The sequence below is a fragment of the Flavobacterium sp. N502540 genome (genome assembly GCF_025947365.1).
Taxonomy (GTDB): Bacteria; Bacteroidota; Bacteroidia; order Flavobacteriales; family Flavobacteriaceae; genus Flavobacterium.
The window spans coordinates 874,280-889,230 of sequence record NZ_CP110012.1; the positions used below are offsets into that span (position 1 = coordinate 874,280).

Annotated in this window: 17 protein-coding genes and 2 tRNA genes; 6 read left to right on the forward strand and 13 right to left on the reverse strand. The window is 35.1% G+C overall.

The window, feature by feature from the left end; genetic code table 11:
* The first annotated feature begins 78 nt into the window (after positions 1-78).
* A complete protein-coding gene (locus tag OLM58_RS03905) occupies positions 79-795 on the forward strand; it encodes a DUF4369 domain-containing protein (RefSeq protein WP_264531280.1) in 717 nt (238 codons plus the stop codon).
* 67 nt (positions 796-862) lie between these two features.
* Here OLM58_RS03905 and OLM58_RS03910 read toward each other — a convergent pair whose 3' ends face one another.
* From OLM58_RS03910 to idi, 7 genes are all read right to left on the reverse strand, one after another.
* Positions 863-1,321: a hypothetical protein gene (locus tag OLM58_RS03910; RefSeq protein WP_264531281.1), complete on the reverse strand. Its 459-nt coding sequence runs from the start codon at positions 1,319-1,321 to the stop codon at positions 863-865.
* Positions 1,322-1,859: 538 nt separating this feature from the next.
* Positions 1,860-1,933, reverse strand: a tRNA-Thr gene (locus OLM58_RS03915).
* 104 nt (positions 1,934-2,037) lie between these two features.
* Positions 2,038-2,111 (reverse strand) — tRNA-Thr (locus tag OLM58_RS03920).
* 76 nt (positions 2,112-2,187) lie between these two features.
* Positions 2,188-2,454 carry a hypothetical protein gene (locus OLM58_RS03925; RefSeq protein WP_017494905.1) on the reverse strand — a complete coding sequence of 89 codons (267 nt, stop codon included), beginning with the start codon at positions 2,452-2,454 and terminating at the stop codon, positions 2,188-2,190.
* 143 nt (positions 2,455-2,597) lie between these two features.
* A complete protein-coding gene (locus tag OLM58_RS03930) occupies positions 2,598-3,056 on the reverse strand; it encodes a peroxiredoxin (RefSeq protein WP_264531282.1) in 459 nt (152 codons plus the stop codon).
* Positions 3,057-3,470: a 6-pyruvoyl trahydropterin synthase family protein gene (locus OLM58_RS03935; protein WP_017494907.1), complete on the reverse strand. Its 414-nt coding sequence runs from the start codon at positions 3,468-3,470 to the stop codon at positions 3,057-3,059. It lies immediately after the preceding gene.
* A gap of 22 nt (positions 3,471-3,492) precedes the next feature.
* Complete coding sequence (gene idi / locus OLM58_RS03940) at positions 3,493-4,020, reverse strand: isopentenyl-diphosphate Delta-isomerase (protein ID WP_229998834.1); 528 nt, start codon at positions 4,018-4,020, stop codon at positions 3,493-3,495.
* Positions 4,021-4,312: 292 nt separating this feature from the next.
* Here idi and msrB point away from each other — a divergent pair, with 292 nt between their 5' ends.
* Positions 4,313-4,867 (forward strand): peptide-methionine (R)-S-oxide reductase MsrB, encoded by a 555-nt coding sequence (msrB, locus tag OLM58_RS03945; protein ID WP_017494909.1) that lies wholly within the window; start codon positions 4,313-4,315, stop codon positions 4,865-4,867.
* A gap of 8 nt (positions 4,868-4,875) precedes the next feature.
* The gene (gene msrA / locus OLM58_RS03950) at positions 4,876-5,502 is read left to right on the forward strand and encodes a peptide-methionine (S)-S-oxide reductase MsrA (RefSeq protein ID WP_264531283.1); all 627 of its coding nucleotides are present in this window, start codon (positions 4,876-4,878) and stop codon (positions 5,500-5,502) included.
* A gap of 57 nt (positions 5,503-5,559) precedes the next feature.
* Here msrA and OLM58_RS03955 read toward each other — a convergent pair whose 3' ends face one another.
* Positions 5,560-5,997: an META domain-containing protein gene (locus tag OLM58_RS03955; RefSeq protein ID WP_264531284.1), complete on the reverse strand. Its 438-nt coding sequence runs from the start codon at positions 5,995-5,997 to the stop codon at positions 5,560-5,562.
* A 596-nt stretch (positions 5,998-6,593) separates the two neighbouring features.
* On the opposite strand from OLM58_RS03955, the gene OLM58_RS03960 reads away from it, so the two are divergent.
* Together OLM58_RS03960 and OLM58_RS03965 are read left to right on the forward strand one after the other, a co-directional pair.
* Positions 6,594-6,971 carry a cupin domain-containing protein gene (locus OLM58_RS03960; RefSeq protein WP_264531285.1) on the forward strand — a complete coding sequence of 126 codons (378 nt, stop codon included), beginning with the start codon at positions 6,594-6,596 and terminating at the stop codon, positions 6,969-6,971.
* Between the two features lie 141 nt (positions 6,972-7,112).
* Positions 7,113-8,072 (forward strand): quinone oxidoreductase family protein, encoded by a 960-nt coding sequence (locus tag OLM58_RS03965; RefSeq protein ID WP_264531286.1) that lies wholly within the window; start codon positions 7,113-7,115, stop codon positions 8,070-8,072.
* Between the two features lie 90 nt (positions 8,073-8,162).
* Here OLM58_RS03965 and OLM58_RS03970 read toward each other — a convergent pair whose 3' ends face one another.
* Together OLM58_RS03970 and OLM58_RS03975 are read right to left on the reverse strand one after the other, a co-directional pair.
* Entirely contained in the window at positions 8,163-9,245 is a 1,083-nt protein-coding gene (locus OLM58_RS03970; RefSeq protein WP_264531287.1) for a hypothetical protein, read from the reverse strand.
* Between the two features lie 68 nt (positions 9,246-9,313).
* On the reverse strand, positions 9,314-10,873 hold the full coding sequence (locus tag OLM58_RS03975) for an NAD(P)/FAD-dependent oxidoreductase (RefSeq protein ID WP_264531288.1): 1,560 nt from the start codon (positions 10,871-10,873) through the stop codon (positions 9,314-9,316).
* 332 nt (positions 10,874-11,205) lie between these two features.
* Here OLM58_RS03975 and OLM58_RS03980 point away from each other — a divergent pair, with 332 nt between their 5' ends.
* Complete coding sequence (locus OLM58_RS03980; protein WP_264531289.1) at positions 11,206-11,445, forward strand: hypothetical protein; 240 nt, start codon at positions 11,206-11,208, stop codon at positions 11,443-11,445.
* A 110-nt stretch (positions 11,446-11,555) separates the two neighbouring features.
* Here OLM58_RS03980 and OLM58_RS03985 read toward each other — a convergent pair whose 3' ends face one another.
* The 3 genes from OLM58_RS03985 to recQ are packed head-to-tail and all read right to left on the reverse strand — an operon-like array spanning position 11,556 to position 14,942.
* Positions 11,556-11,975 carry a hypothetical protein gene (locus OLM58_RS03985; RefSeq protein ID WP_264531290.1) on the reverse strand — a complete coding sequence of 140 codons (420 nt, stop codon included), beginning with the start codon at positions 11,973-11,975 and terminating at the stop codon, positions 11,556-11,558.
* Between the two features lie 4 nt (positions 11,976-11,979).
* On the reverse strand, positions 11,980-12,738 hold the full coding sequence (locus OLM58_RS03990) for a hypothetical protein (RefSeq protein WP_264531291.1): 759 nt from the start codon (positions 12,736-12,738) through the stop codon (positions 11,980-11,982).
* Positions 12,739-12,746: 8 nt separating this feature from the next.
* The gene (recQ, locus tag OLM58_RS03995) at positions 12,747-14,942 is read right to left on the reverse strand and encodes a DNA helicase RecQ (RefSeq protein ID WP_070907816.1); all 2,196 of its coding nucleotides are present in this window, start codon (positions 14,940-14,942) and stop codon (positions 12,747-12,749) included.
* Between the last annotated feature and the right edge of the window lie 9 nt (positions 14,943-14,951).

Genomic DNA, 14,951 nt, shown 5'->3' on the forward strand with positions numbered 1-14,951 from the left:
ATTTTTTCGCAAAATTTAAATGCCACCACAGTACATTCAAACTATTTTCTTTATTTTGCAGCAAAATCTAAAAAACCAATGAAAAAATCAATTATTGCTTTTGTTACACTTGCCCTATTGGCATCATGCAGCAAAAAAGAATCAACTGACGGTTTGCACCTTACAGGAAATATAAAAGGATTAAAAAACGGAACTTTATATATTCAGAGAATCGTTGACACATCACTTGTTGCTATTGACAGCATTAAAATAGACGGAAATTCTGCATTTGACACTAACATAAAACTGGAATCCCCTGAAATGTTATATTTATTCCTGGATCGCGGAGTAACCAATTCACTGGACAACAATGTTATGTTTTTCGCAGAACCCGGAAACATCAACATCGACACGAATCTGGATAATTTTATCTATGGCGCAAAAATTACAGGATCTAAAAATCAGGAATTGTACGATGAGTATAAAAAGATAAATTCCCGTTTCAATGACGAAAGCCTTGCAATGGTAGAATCAAAATTTAAAGCTGTAAAAAGACAAGACCAGAAAGCCATTGACAGTATTAACGTCAAACAAGAATCCAACATCAAAAGAAAGTACCTATATGCTACCAACTTTGCTCTAAACAACAAAGATCATGAGATAGCGCCTTATATTGCTTTAGCGGAGATTTACGATATCAATATTAAATTTTTAGATACGATTCAGAAATCAATGACACCAAAAGTGGCCAATTCGCTATACGGTAAGAAACTAACAAAATACGTTGCCGACATCAAGAAAGAGCAACAAAAATAAAATCCAATAAAAAATGTCCTGACTAGTCAGGACATTTTTTTTATATCAGATTTCACCACTTTAATTCCTATCTTCCAAGCAGAGCACCCAAAATTCCAAACACAAATATAAGTCCGTACAAAGCAAGAATAGCCAACATGAAAATACCTATGAATTTATAATGTGATTTAAGATACCCGAAAGAACTGGTCAACAACTCTGAATCGTTCTCTCTAAAAGCTCTCTTTGTATTTACAGCAAACTTGTACAGATAATAAACCGGAAAGAAATTGATCGCTGCAATAAAAACATAAAAGAACCCCACTAACGCTCCAAAAGAGCTTCCAAAACCTCCCATTCCTGACATACTATTTCCCATAGCCGAAAAGATAGTTCCCGCAAAAACGCCTATTAAAACCATCAATCCAATTCCTACGAATCCTAAAATAGACAGGAAATAAGCCCATTTGGCGGTTTCCTTTAAAAAGTCCTTAGCAGTTTGGTCAAGCTGCAATTCAAATTTTTCAAAAACTGATGTTTCTTCCATTATTAATATGTTTTTTGGTTAAGCAACAAACATATGAAAAATAGCATTACAAACACCTCCATCAAAAATAGGTCAGATGCAAAAAAGATAGCTTCTAGGGTATTTCGTTTAATTCCCAGCGAGTTTCGCACAGATCTCTTATAGACACTTCCAATACTACACCTGCATACTTTACACAAAACCTTGCACTCTTTGGGGCTAGAAAAAAGCCCACGGATTACACAGATTCGTTTCACGAAAACGCGGATCTGCACGGATTTTTATTCTAAAGCAATACTACACCCGCATACTTTGCGTAAGACTTTGCGTTCTTCGCGGTTAGAAAAAAGCCCACGGATTACACAGATTCGTTTCAATAAAACGCGGATCTGCACGGATTTTTATTCTAAAGCAATACTACACCCGTGTACTTTGCGTAAGACTTTGCGTTCTTCACGGTTAAAAAAACATATGCAGATTCATTTCACAAAAGCACCAATCTAGACAGATTTCGCTTTGGAGCAAAAAAAAACCACTCACAAAATGTGAATGGTTTTTGAGCCGATAGAGGGACTCGAACCCACGACCTGCTGATTACAAATCAGCTGCTCTAGCCAGCTGAGCTACATCGGCCTTTTAACGCGTGCAAAACTACAATAGTTTTTTATATTTTCCAAAATAATTTTACAACTTTTTTTGGTAAAAAAACCACCCACAAAGTAGGTGGTTTTATGTTGAGCCGATAGAGGGACTCGAACCCACGACCTGCTGATTACAAATCAGCTGCTCTAGCCAGCTGAGCTACATCGGCCTCAATACGGGTGCAAATATAGAGCGGTTTTTCGTTTTCCCAAAATAAATTTGCACTTTTTTTATACTTTTTTTGCTTACAATTCGTTGATTTTAGCAATCAATTGATTAGCAGTTTCTTCCAATTCAACATTGATTTGTTTGAAGTGCGCTTTTTTGTTTTCAACATTCTTAGCGTTCACTTTTGTGATCAAAGTATCAAATGCAGCGATAGCCTGATCAACCAAAGCATTCGTTTCAGGGGTAGGATTTCCTGTTGTTGACATTTCAAATAAGTAAATTGCCTCAATAATATCTCCTAATACAAAATTGATATCTTTCTTTAAGTTTTTAACGTTTGCCATTTTTATTTTAATTTAAATTTGCGACTGCAAAAGTACATATAATCTTTTTATTACGCGCTATGAAATGTAAATTTCTAAAATTGAAGCATTTCCATTTAAAAGAAATGTATTTATCTCAGTTCGAAACTAATACCTTTTCTACTCTACAATACCAGCTCTTTAATCATTTCCATTGCTTTCTGAATGTGTTTTGCGGCATTCATACTATCAAAAATCAGAATAACTACTCCATTCTTATCAATAATATAAGTAACTCTTCCCGGCAAAAGACCAAATAACCTATTACGCACTCCAAAAAGATGTCGCAATCTTTTATCCTGGTCAGATAATAGTATAAAAGGCAATTGATGTTTATTGGCAAATTTATGATGCGATTTTACACTATCGCTGCTTATACCAATAACTTCAGCACCCAAATCCTTAAAATCTTCGTATTGATCTCTAAAACTACAAGCTTCTGTCGTACATCCCGGTGTATTGTCTTTTGGGTAAAAATAAATCACGAGCGGCTTTCGTCCCAAAACACTTTGGCTTTCGAAAACTTCTCCATGATTATCTTTAGCAGTAAAATTCGGAACTATATCTCCTATTTTTAATGACATTTATTCTTCTCCTTTATAAGTTACAAAATTGCGGTCGGTTTCATTCAAAACAATTTCTAAATCAAAATCGGGTTGAATTCTCTTTTTAATTTTATTCCATATCACAACAGCAATATGCTCCGCTGTTGGATTCAAATCCTGAAATTCCGGAACATCCAGATTCAGGTTTTTGTGATCGAACGGAATCTCTACTTCTTCACGTATGATATCCGCTAATACTTTCACATCCAGAACAAAACCGGTTTCGGGGTCAATTTTTCCTGTAACACTTACTGTTAAACCATAATTATGACCATGAAAATTGGGGTTATTGCATTTTCCAAAAACAGCATCGTTTTTTTCAAATGTCCAATCTTTCCTGTACAATCGATGTGCAGCATTAAAATGTGCTTTTCTTGATATGGTTACTTTCATTTTGGTTGGTGGTTGGTTTAGTTTAAAGTTTATGGTCTTCTAAATAATGATAAAATTCATCAAATATTATTTTAAACCATACGGTATAAATTTCGGGCTGTTGTTGAATATCTTCTTTTACATCTTCTATTTTCATCCATTTCCAATCCTCCACTTCATCTGTATTGATAGCCGGATCATCATTAAAATATCCAATCATAACGTGATCGAGCTCGTGTTCTGTCAAGCCATTATCAAAAGGAGCTTTATAAATAAAATGAAAGAGTTCCTTTAAGTCTGTCTTAAACCCCATTTCCTCAAAAAGTCTCCTGCTTCCGGCCTGGACATTTGTCTCTCCTTCACGCTGATGACTACAGCATGTATTTGTCCAGAGTAAAGGTGAGTGATATTTTTGATGAGCACGTTGCTGCAACATTATTTCATTCTTATCATTTAAGACAAAAACCGAAAAAGCACGATGCAACATCGCTTTTTCATGTGCTTCCAATTTTGGCATTAAGCCAATTTGTTCATCCTGTTGGTTTACTAGTATTACGTTTTCTTCTATCATAGGGCTTATTGATCAAACAAAAATACGAAAAAAGAAATGGCTTGAAAATCCTGAAAGAGATTGTGAAAAGTTTAACGAGCTTAGAATTCCACAAAAAACTAGCTATCAGCAAAATACAAACCAATTAATCTTCAAAACTCTTTAAATACAAGCCTTAAAACTGAATTCCTTTGTTTTACGTAAATAATAAAAGTTAAAACATACTTAAAAAAATCTGAATTGTAAACTACGCGACATTTCCAGGCGAAATCTAGCCGTATCTTTGAAATACAGAATTAAAGCATTCCTAACAATGAAAACAAAAACTCAATTTCTCAGCCTTTGCTTTTTAATTCCGCTCTTTATTCTACAAGCATGCGGGCAAAATGCAAAAAAACAAAATACAACAACGACGGCCATGGAAAACAAAATCAGCAAGCCCGGAAATCCTTATTATTCCAATACCGACACCACTAAACTCAATGTTAGTAATGCCGAATGGAAAAAAGTACTCCCTGAAGATGTATATGCTGTAATGCGCGAAGCGGATACAGAAAGACCTTTCACCGGAAAATACTGGAAAACAGACGAAAAAGGAACTTATTATTGTGCTTCCTGCGGCAATAAACTTTTTCGCTCGGGAGCTAAATTTGCAAGCAGCTGCGGATGGCCCAGTTTCTTCGAACAAGACAACAAGAAAAGTGTTGTTTACAAAAATGACAACTCCCTTGGCATGGAAAGAATTGAAGCTCTATGCGGACGTTGCGGCGGACACTTAGGTCATTTATTTGATGATGGACCTCCACCAACCGGAAAACGCTACTGTATGAATTCGATTGCGCTTGACTTTATTCCCGATACTAAATAAAACTAAAAATGAAGAACTTATTTTTAATTAGCCTATTTGCATTGTCCTTAAATGGATTTGCACAAAACAGCAAAACAAAAAGCACCTCAAATCTGGAAACAATTACACTTGGCGGAGGCTGTTATTGGTGCGTTGAAGCCGTTTATGAAAATCTGGCAGGGGTAAAATCTGTAGTCTCCGGTTTTTCAGGTGGAAAAGTCGCTAATCCAACCTATGAAGAGGTTTGCACAGGAACAACGGGTCATGCCGAAGTAGTCCAGATTACTTACGATAAAAACGTTACGGATATCAATGAAATTTTCAAAGTTTTCTTTACCGTTCACGATCCAACAACCTTAAACAGACAGGGAGCGGATGTTGGCACTCAGTATCGATCTGTTATTTTTTATAAAAATGACGAACAAAAAAAGGCTGCAGAAAGCATTATTGCAGAACTTAACAAAGCAAAAGTATACAGCAGCCCGATTGTAACAAAAGTAGAACCTTTCAAAGTTTTCTACAAAGCCGAAGATTATCATCAGAATTACTATGCCAACAACAAAAACCAATCGTATTGCAAAATGGTGATCCAGCCCAAAATAGAAAAATTTGAAAAGGTTTTTAAGGATAAATTGAAAAATAAACAAAAGACATAATTGCACAAAAAAGGGGAAATGATTTTTCATTTCCCCTTTTTCTATATTGCATTTAAACTATTGTTTAGCCACTTTCTCAAATCTCATTACTGGAATATCTCCCTGAATTAAATTTAGTTTTCCATCTTTATCAATGCTAAAGCTTGTAATTTCTTTTATTTGTTTTAGAAATACTTGTTCTCCTCCTCCATCACAATACATCATTGTAGTCGGTCCAGCTTCTCCAAAAGTCAAAGATTTTCCGTTTAGAGTATATGTCGCACTGTAACCATTGCATCCGTTATTTCCATAAACCTTCGCTTCTTTTTTATCAAAAGTAATTTGAGGTTTTTTGTTTGGATACAATCCATTAAACACAATTCTTGGTCCCGAGATATATTCTAATTCCCAAGTTGTACCAAACAAATCATCTCCGCTTGAAACAGATTTTGATACCGAACATGAAGAAAACAACAAAGTTAAAACTGAAAGGACTGCAAATGTGTATTTTTTCATAAAAGTTGATTTTAAAAATTTATAATTGCTTTTTGAAGTTTAAAATAATTCTATAAAAACTCTTTTCTCAATATTCATGCCCAGTTACATGCTTATCGAAGTTTTGTTTTCAGCACAAGCCTCTACTTTCTGTAGCTAAGTTACTACGCTTTATTTAAAGCTTTATCGTTCAAATGTTTAAAACAAAACAAAGACAGCATTTTTTTGTACTTTGAATGAATCAAAAAGCCAAAAATCATCAATAAAAAATGAAATTTTTTCGTAAATTAGTAGTCCCAAAATAGACACTATTTATCGCTCTTCAATTTCCCAAATCAGTGAAGGTAAGCCGAAAAAAACGGCGGATTCAAACAGGCGACATGGGGATCTACATCACCTAAATCTAAGGATCTCACATCTGCAAATGAAATCCAATTTTCTAACTAAATATCCTAACCGTAATTTTTCGAATTAGGAAAATTCTGCCTCTTCGCATTAATTTAAAAAAAACATTGCAAGAGAACTTTGTCTTTTCATCAAACGAAACCACGATAAAGTTCTAAAAAAATATGCAATAAACAATTCTGGGAAAATTTAACCAATAAAAAAGAAATGAGATGAAAACAATTAAAAAGAATTTAATGTCTCTATTCATACTATTACTTTTAACATTAAGTGTGAATATCTATGCGCAAGACCCTTTAAAAGCAGCGCCTAACGCGTATAAAAAAGTACTTCTTGAAAATGAGAGAGTAAGAATAATGCAAGTTGAGATTACTCCAGGAGAAACAATTCCATGGCATCATCATCCTGACCACACCATCTATTCATTGACTGATGGAAAAATTGAAATAACAGATAAAGGCAAAGCTCCCATCATTATGGATATTAAAGCTGGAGATGCCATGTACATACCTGCAGTTACTCATATGGCAAAAAATTTAGGAGATACAACTGTGAATTTGATTGTAACAGAAATAAAAACTAAAAAATAAGCCATTACAGGTATTTCAACCTTTTTAATTTAACTCAAAGTAACAACCTGAATTCAAGTTGTTACTTTTTTTATTTTTAAGATTATCTTTAAAAGGGAGCCAATATATTTTCCGTACTTTGTATCCTTAAAAAAACTAAAAATGAAAGCACTTACCTTTTCTTCTTTTGGAAATTCTGATGTTTTGGAATATATTGAAATTCCGAATCCGCAACTAAAAAACGATGAGATTTTAGTCGAAATGAAAGCCATCGGATTAAACTTTGCCGATGTTTACAGACGAAAAGGAAACTACCATTTAAAAGGAACCCCTCCTTTTATTGCCGGTTACGAAGGTGCCGGAATAGTAGTAGACGCTAATAATCATCCTGAATACAAAACAGGTGATCGTGTGGCTTTCGCCGATGTTCCTTTTGCAAATGCCGAATTAGTTGCGGTAAACATCAACCACGTTTTACCTTTACCCGATACAATTTCATTTGAAACTGCAGCAGCTGTTTTACTGCAAGGTTTAACAGCGCATTACCTAGCAACCGACAGCCATAAAACTCAAAAAGACGAAACAGTATTGATTCATGCTGTAGCCGGAGGAGTTGGACAAATTCTAACCCAAATCAGCAAACTTTTAGGCGCAAAAGTAATTGGTCTGACCTCATCTTCAGAAAAAGCAAAAGTAGCATTTGAGCAAGGTGCCGATCATGTTTTTCTTTATAGCGAAGACTGGAAGTCACAAATCTTCGAAAAGATTCCAAAAGGCGTTGATGTTGTGTACGATAGTATTGGAAGCACTTTAAACGAAAGCTTTGAAGTTACAAAAGAATGCGGGCAAGTAGTTTTCTTCGGAATGGCAGGTGGTGATCCAGAACCGGTAGATCCGAGAATGTTAATGGACGGTTCTAAAACTTTAACCGGGGGAGATTTATGGAGCTACCTGAATTCTAAAGAAGAAAGAATCAAAAGAGCAACACAATTGTTCCACTGGATTTCTGACGGAAAAATAAAACTTTCAGCACCAACTTCTTTTAAATTATCAGAAGGAAAGCTAGCGCATGACTATCTGGAAAGCCGAAAAAGCACCGGAAAAATTATTCTGATTCCTTGATTTTTTTTTGCCACGAATTCACGAATTATTTAAAATAAAACTCGTGAATTCGTGGCGATATTTTTTATGTAAAAATCCAAGTGATTCCTCTTAAACCAACCTGTCAATTCCCATTTCGGTTATTTCAGACAATTCTAATATTCGGCTTACATCCTTTTTATTGGCTACAAAAAACAAATAACTATCTCCTTGGGTATCGTAGCTCATTAATTCTAAATCTTGTTTTGCTAATTCCTCTTGAATGTACGGAAACAAATCATGACTGTATGTTTCTTCAGGATATTCAAAAGTAAAAGTTTCACCAATCATTTCTGAGATGAAATATTCAGCATCTTCGGAATCAAATTTCCAGTCGCTGTGCCAGGAATTTATTCCTTCAAAAAAGTCGAATTCGTAATCATATTCTTCATCCCCTTCCTCTAATCCAAAATTATCAAAAAGCACTTGAGATTGATCTTCCAGCAGCTCCTCTTCAATATCTCCTCGGGAAAGCAATTGTAAAAACTCTCTAAAATGCCCGACTGAAACCTCATCCGGCATTAAACTTTCTGCAGAAGGACGAATAACTGTTGGCGCCAATTTAAGACCCATGTACTCGCAAATTCCCTGAAGAACTGTTTTGAAATCATTAAAACCTATTTCTTCAAGTTTATTCTTTGGCGCTTCGATATCAATTGGTTCGGCTTCCAAAAATCCTTTGGTATAGTCATAAAAATAACTATTTGAATACAGCAGCTTAAAATCATTCGTCTCCATACTATTGGTACAACAAAAGAAGATAATAAAGTTTTGCAAAACGTGCTTCAAATGTTTTTTCATCTCTAATGAAGGCTCCGAATAAAACTCAATATGAAGATAATTGCAAACAGGTTCCTCCAACATTTCTTCATCAGAAAGCGGTGCAATATTTACCTTTTTGTATAATTCATTTAAAACTTCATACGAATTTTTAAATCCGCTCTTTTTTATTTCAGCCCTCCCTTCTTCATGATCAAATGAATCCGGAAAAGAATACATCGTCACAGAAACTGTGTCATGAATTCCTTTCATTTTAAAATTCACTCGACTTGACTCATTTTGCAGATATGTATAGATAGAATCCAGAACATCAAAAGAAACGATTGATTCCGGATTGTTATTTCTTCCAAAGAAATTAGCAAAGAAGTTTTTCATAAAAAATACTAGAATATAAAGTTAAGAATACGCTTTACAAACATACTACTTTTACTATAAAAAACACTCTATTTCAAGGTCTCAGCAATCATTAAAGCACATTTTTCTCCATCAATGGCTGCAGAAATAATACCACCCGCATATCCGGCACCTTCTCCACACGGATACAATCCTTTAATTTGCAAATGTTCATAAGTCGCAGGATCTCTAGGGATTCGAACTGGTGATGACGTGCGGCTTTCCGGAGCATGCAAAATTGCTTCATTGGTTAAATAACCGCGCATTGATTTTCCAAATTCTTTAAACCCTTCACGTAAAATTTGAGACAAAAATCCCGGAAAAACCTGCCCCATTTCAACCGAAGTTGTCCCGGGAACATACGACGTTTTTGGAATATCAGCCGAAACTTTATTCTGTGTAAAGTCTACCATTCGTTGCGCAGGAACTTTTTGAGTCTGTCCTGCCAAATGCCATGCTTTTTGTTCGATACTTTTTTGAAATTCCATTCCGGCCAAAGCTCCAAACTTTGCAAAAGGTTTAAAATCTTCCAACTTTAATTCGATTACAATTCCTGAATTTGCCGTAACCTGATCTCGTTTCGAAGGCGACCAACCATTAGTAACCACCTCACCCGGGCTCGTAGCACAAGGCGCAATTATACCCCCCGGACACATACAAAACGAATACATTCCGCGACCGTTGACCTGTTTTACAATAGAATATGGCGCAGGAGGCAGATGCTCCCCGCGATAATCACAACTATACTGAATACTATCAATTAATTGCTGAGAATGTTCTGCACGAACTCCTAAAGCAAAAGGTTTTGCTTCTATAAAAATTTTCTTTTTGTCTAATAACTCAAAAATATCACGTGCCGAATGTCCTGTTGCCAGGATTAATTTATTTGCCAGAATCTTATCACCGTTTTGAGTAACGACACCTTCAACTTCATTATTTTTTATCAAAATATCGGTAACACGTGTATCAAACAAAACCTGACCACCAAACTCTATGATTTTATTACGAATATCTTCAATAATTTTTGGCAATTTATTGGTTCCAATGTGTGGATGTGCTTCTATGAGAATGTCTTCAGAAGCCCCAAAAGCAACAAGCAATTCTAAAATTCGGGTTACATCTCCACGTTTTTTAGAACGTGTGTATAATTTTCCATCTGAATAGGTTCCTGCTCCGCCTTCACCAAAACAATAATTAGAATCTTCGTTAACGATATGTTCCCTATTTATTGCTTTTAAATCACGACGACGTCCACGCACATCCTTTCCGCGCTCCAGTACAATTGGTTTTAAACCTAGCTCTATTAATTGAAGCGCTGCAAAAAGCCCGGCCGGACCTGCTCCAACTACAATTACTTCTTGTGCCGACGAAACATTCTTATATACAGGTAACTCTATTTTAGTTTCCTGAAAAGGTTCGCCTTGCAGATAGATAATGACTTTTAAATTGATTTTGATCGCTTTTTGACGCGCATCAATAGATCGTTTCAAGATCGAAACGTGTTGAATTTCTTTGGGAGAAACTTTTATTTGTTTAGACAAATGGTCTTTCAGCAACAATTCATTTGCTGCTATTTCCGGTGTTACCTGAAGTAAAAGTTCTCTTGGCATTGTATTTTATTTATTCAAATTAGCTTTTCTTTCTATGAAAAGAACATGCAAAAGTACTATTTTGAAATGAGAATACATCAATTGAAAATTTTATCTGAATAGGATGATAACGTTCTTTCACATTGAGTGAAGTTGAAATGCAGCATCGGTTCTCGACTTCGCTCGAACCGACAAAGGTTCTTAACTCCGCTCGAACTGACAAAGGTTCTCAACTTTGCTTGAACCGGCAAAGATTCTCGACTTTGCTCGAACGGACAATAAGACAAATTCAAAGTGAAACTTCAAACCAACCTTTGTACCTTTGCAACTCTAAACCTTTGCACCTATAAATAATGTCCAGAAAAATAAAACTAATTTGGGATTTCCGTGGTCCTGCTTCTGCTAAAACAGCTGAGCATCATGAAATTCACTTAAAAGAATATATCGCTATCGAAAAACTTCCGTTAAACATTACGGGGTTTTCAATAATAAACGACATGCATGCGATCGCTTTTATGGTCGTTACCGATGAAAATATGATTGCTGTACGTGATGCATTGAAACCGCATCGGGGGGAAGTATTTGAAGGGTAAATTCCAATTTTTGGGATGAAATTCCAATAAAAATAAATTCCAAATTCCAATTGCTTAACCAGCTTGGAATTTGGAATTTATATCTTGAGTTTTTTTTTATTTTGCAGCAATTAGAAATTAATTTTATAATCGCTAAATATATAGGTATCCTTTTTCTCTCCTGAAAGTTTTATGCTTTTAAATTCTACTACTTCATCATTCTTTAATTCATAACTATACACTTCTGGATTTTTTGCACTCGAAGACAATTCATAAAATTTTCCTTTTTCTGTCCACCATTTCCCTTTTTCAGTAAAAGTTTCTATTTGGCAATCCTCTTTTGTGGTAAACATAATTACATAGGTACCGTTTTCAAATCTTTGTTGTATCCAGTGCTTTTCTACGCCTTCAATCTGTTTTTCAACTTCAAAACCTTTCCAGACTCCAATTAATCTAGAATCTTGTTCTTTACTTTCTGTCGAAAAACTAAAAATTAACATCGCCAATAGCAGAAAACCAAGTGATGTAAATAAAAATGATGTTTTTTTCATATAATTAGTTTAGAGGGATTTCAATTGTTTTCATATAATCGTTTGAAAAAATAAACATGAAAGATTCCACTTTCTTATCGGCTTTGTAATCAGCTTCTTTTTGCTTTAAATATTTATTTTCTTTATTATTACTATTTGAGTTTTCAAGTGTCAATTTGTTTAAAACCTTATCACTTTCAACCGTGATTTCTTTAAATTCTTTTGCTTTTTGTTTGTATTCATCAGTCTTTTTATAATATTTAAAATATTTCTTTTTAAAATCCACAAATTCTTCGGCGGTTAATTTTTTAGATTTTACATTTACTCCATCTTTTAGTTCTATCAAAGTATAATTTTCAAATACAGAACTATATCCCATATGAACATACTGCAACATTTTTCCTGAAGGACAAATTAGAAGACCAGAATAAAAGTTACATTCAAAATTTTTGTTTTCACCAAAAATAGCTTCATAAATAGAAGTCAAGAAAAAATTGCTTTCGCCCTTACTATTCTTCTTGTAATCCTTCTTATATATATTTTCAACAACCAGTTTTCCTTCTAAAAACTTAAAATAGGCGATATAGCCTCTCCAATTTGCACTAGAGACGGTAGTTATTAAATTTTCAGGAATAGGATGTATCTTGAAATATTCTTCTAATGGATTTGACTGAATTCGCAATGTATCTTTATCAATAATCAAATAATCTGAAACCTGAGCAGTTGCAAACGATTTGGTAGATATCAATACGACAAAAATAAAAATAGCTTTTAAAAACTTCATAAAACAACCTAGTTTGCAACCTCACTAATAAACTTAATTCTCATCAAACGCAACTCATCAATATCATAGTCACCATCGAATTCTTTAAGAGCATCCTCGATTTTATCCGATTCCGATTCCATAAAATAATCATGAATTTCTTCTTGCTGATCGTCATCCAGCATGTCATCAACCCAGTATTTGATATTTAGTTTGGTACCCGAATAAACAATTTGTTCCATTTCTTTGATCAAAGCGTCCATCGAAAGTCCTTTTGCAGAAGCGATATCACTTAGCGGCAATTTTCTATCGATGTTTTGAATGATATATAATTTATTAGCTGAGTTAACTCCTGTAGATTTAACTACTAAATCATCCGGACGAATGATATCATTATCCTCAACATATCTGCTGATTAAAGAAACGAAATCACCGCCATATTTTTTAGCTTTCCCCTCACCTACACCATGAATATTAAATAATTCGGTTAAAGTAATTGGGTATTTCAAAGCCATATCCTCAAGAGAAGGATCCTGAAAAACAACAAACGGAGGAACTCCTAATTTTTTAGCAACTTTTTTACGCAATTCACGCAACATGCCCATTAAGACTTCATCGGCTGTTCCTGACGATTTTCCTGCAGTTACAATTGCTTCATCTTCAGATTCACTGTACTCATGATCTTCAGACATCATAAATGAAACCGGTTTTTTAATGAAGTTCAAACCTTCTTTCGTGATTTTCACCACACCATAAGTTTCAATATCTTTTGACAGATAACCTGCTACCAAAACTTGTCGGAGCAAGGCCATCCAATATTTCTCATCGTGGTCAGAACCCGATCCAAAAAACGACTGGGTATCTGTTTTGTGTGCTTTAATTACAGCATTTACGCGGCCAATTAAGGTAAACACAATTTCTTTTGACTTATAAATATGCTTGGTATCCCGAACAATTTCCAACAATTTAACTACCTGATCTTTGGCTTCAATTCTTGTTTTAGGATTACGAACGTTGTCATCCATATCTGCACCTTCACCGGTCTCGCTGTCGAATTCTTCCCCAAAATAATGCAATAGGAACTTTCTGCGCGACATTGAAGTTTCGGCATACGCCACTACTTCCTGCAAAAGAGCAAATCCAATCTCTTGTTCCGCCACTGGCTTCCCTGACATGAATTTCTCCAACTTCTCTACATCTTTATAGGAGTAGTAAGCCAGACAATGCCCCTCTCCTCCGTCACGACCGGCACGACCTGTTTCCTGATAATAACTCTCCAATGATTTTGGAATATCATGATGAATTACAAAACGAACGTCCGGTTTGTCAATCCCCATTCCAAATGCAATAGTTGCCACTACCACATCAACATCTTCCATCAGGAACATATCCTGATGTTTGGCACGGGTTTTAGCATCTAAACCTGCATGATACGGTACAGCGCTGATTCCGTTAACTTGTAAAACTTCGGCAATCGACTCTACTTTTTTACGGCTTAGGCAGTAAATAATTCCGGATTTGCCTTTATGTTGTTTGATAAATCGAATAATATCCGACTCTATATTTTTTGTTTTTGTTCGAACTTCGTAGTACAAGTTCGGCCTGTTGAACGATGCTTTAAAAGTATTCGCATCGGCCATTTCAAGATTTTTCAATATATCCTCCTGAACTTTTGGGGTTGCAGTGGCGGTAAGTCCAATAATAGGCACTTTCCCTAATTGTTTAATTATATTTTTCAGATTACGGTATTCCGGTCTGAAATCATGCCCCCACTCTGAAATACAATGCGCTTCGTCAATCGCTACAAAGGAAATGGATACGCTTTGTAAGAAAGCCACATACTCTTCTTTTGTTAACGATTCAGGTGCTACATATAAAAGCTTAGTCAAACCTGAAGTGATGTCTTTTTTAACCTGGGCAATTTCTGTTTTGGTGAGAGAGGAATTTAACACATGGGCAATTCCGTTTTCGGAGGAAAGGCTTCGAATAGCATCAACCTGATTTTTCATCAAAGCTATCAAAGGAGAAACAACTATGGCCGTTCCATCCTGAATTAAAGCGGGTAATTGATAACAAAGAGACTTTCCACCGCCAGTTGGCATAATTACAAAAGTATTCTTCTTCTCTAAAATACTCGTAATGACTTGCTCCTGCAAGCCCTTAAATTGGCTAAAGCCGAAATACTTCTTTAATTCCTTGTGTATTTCAATTTCGTTTGAATTCATTCTTTATAT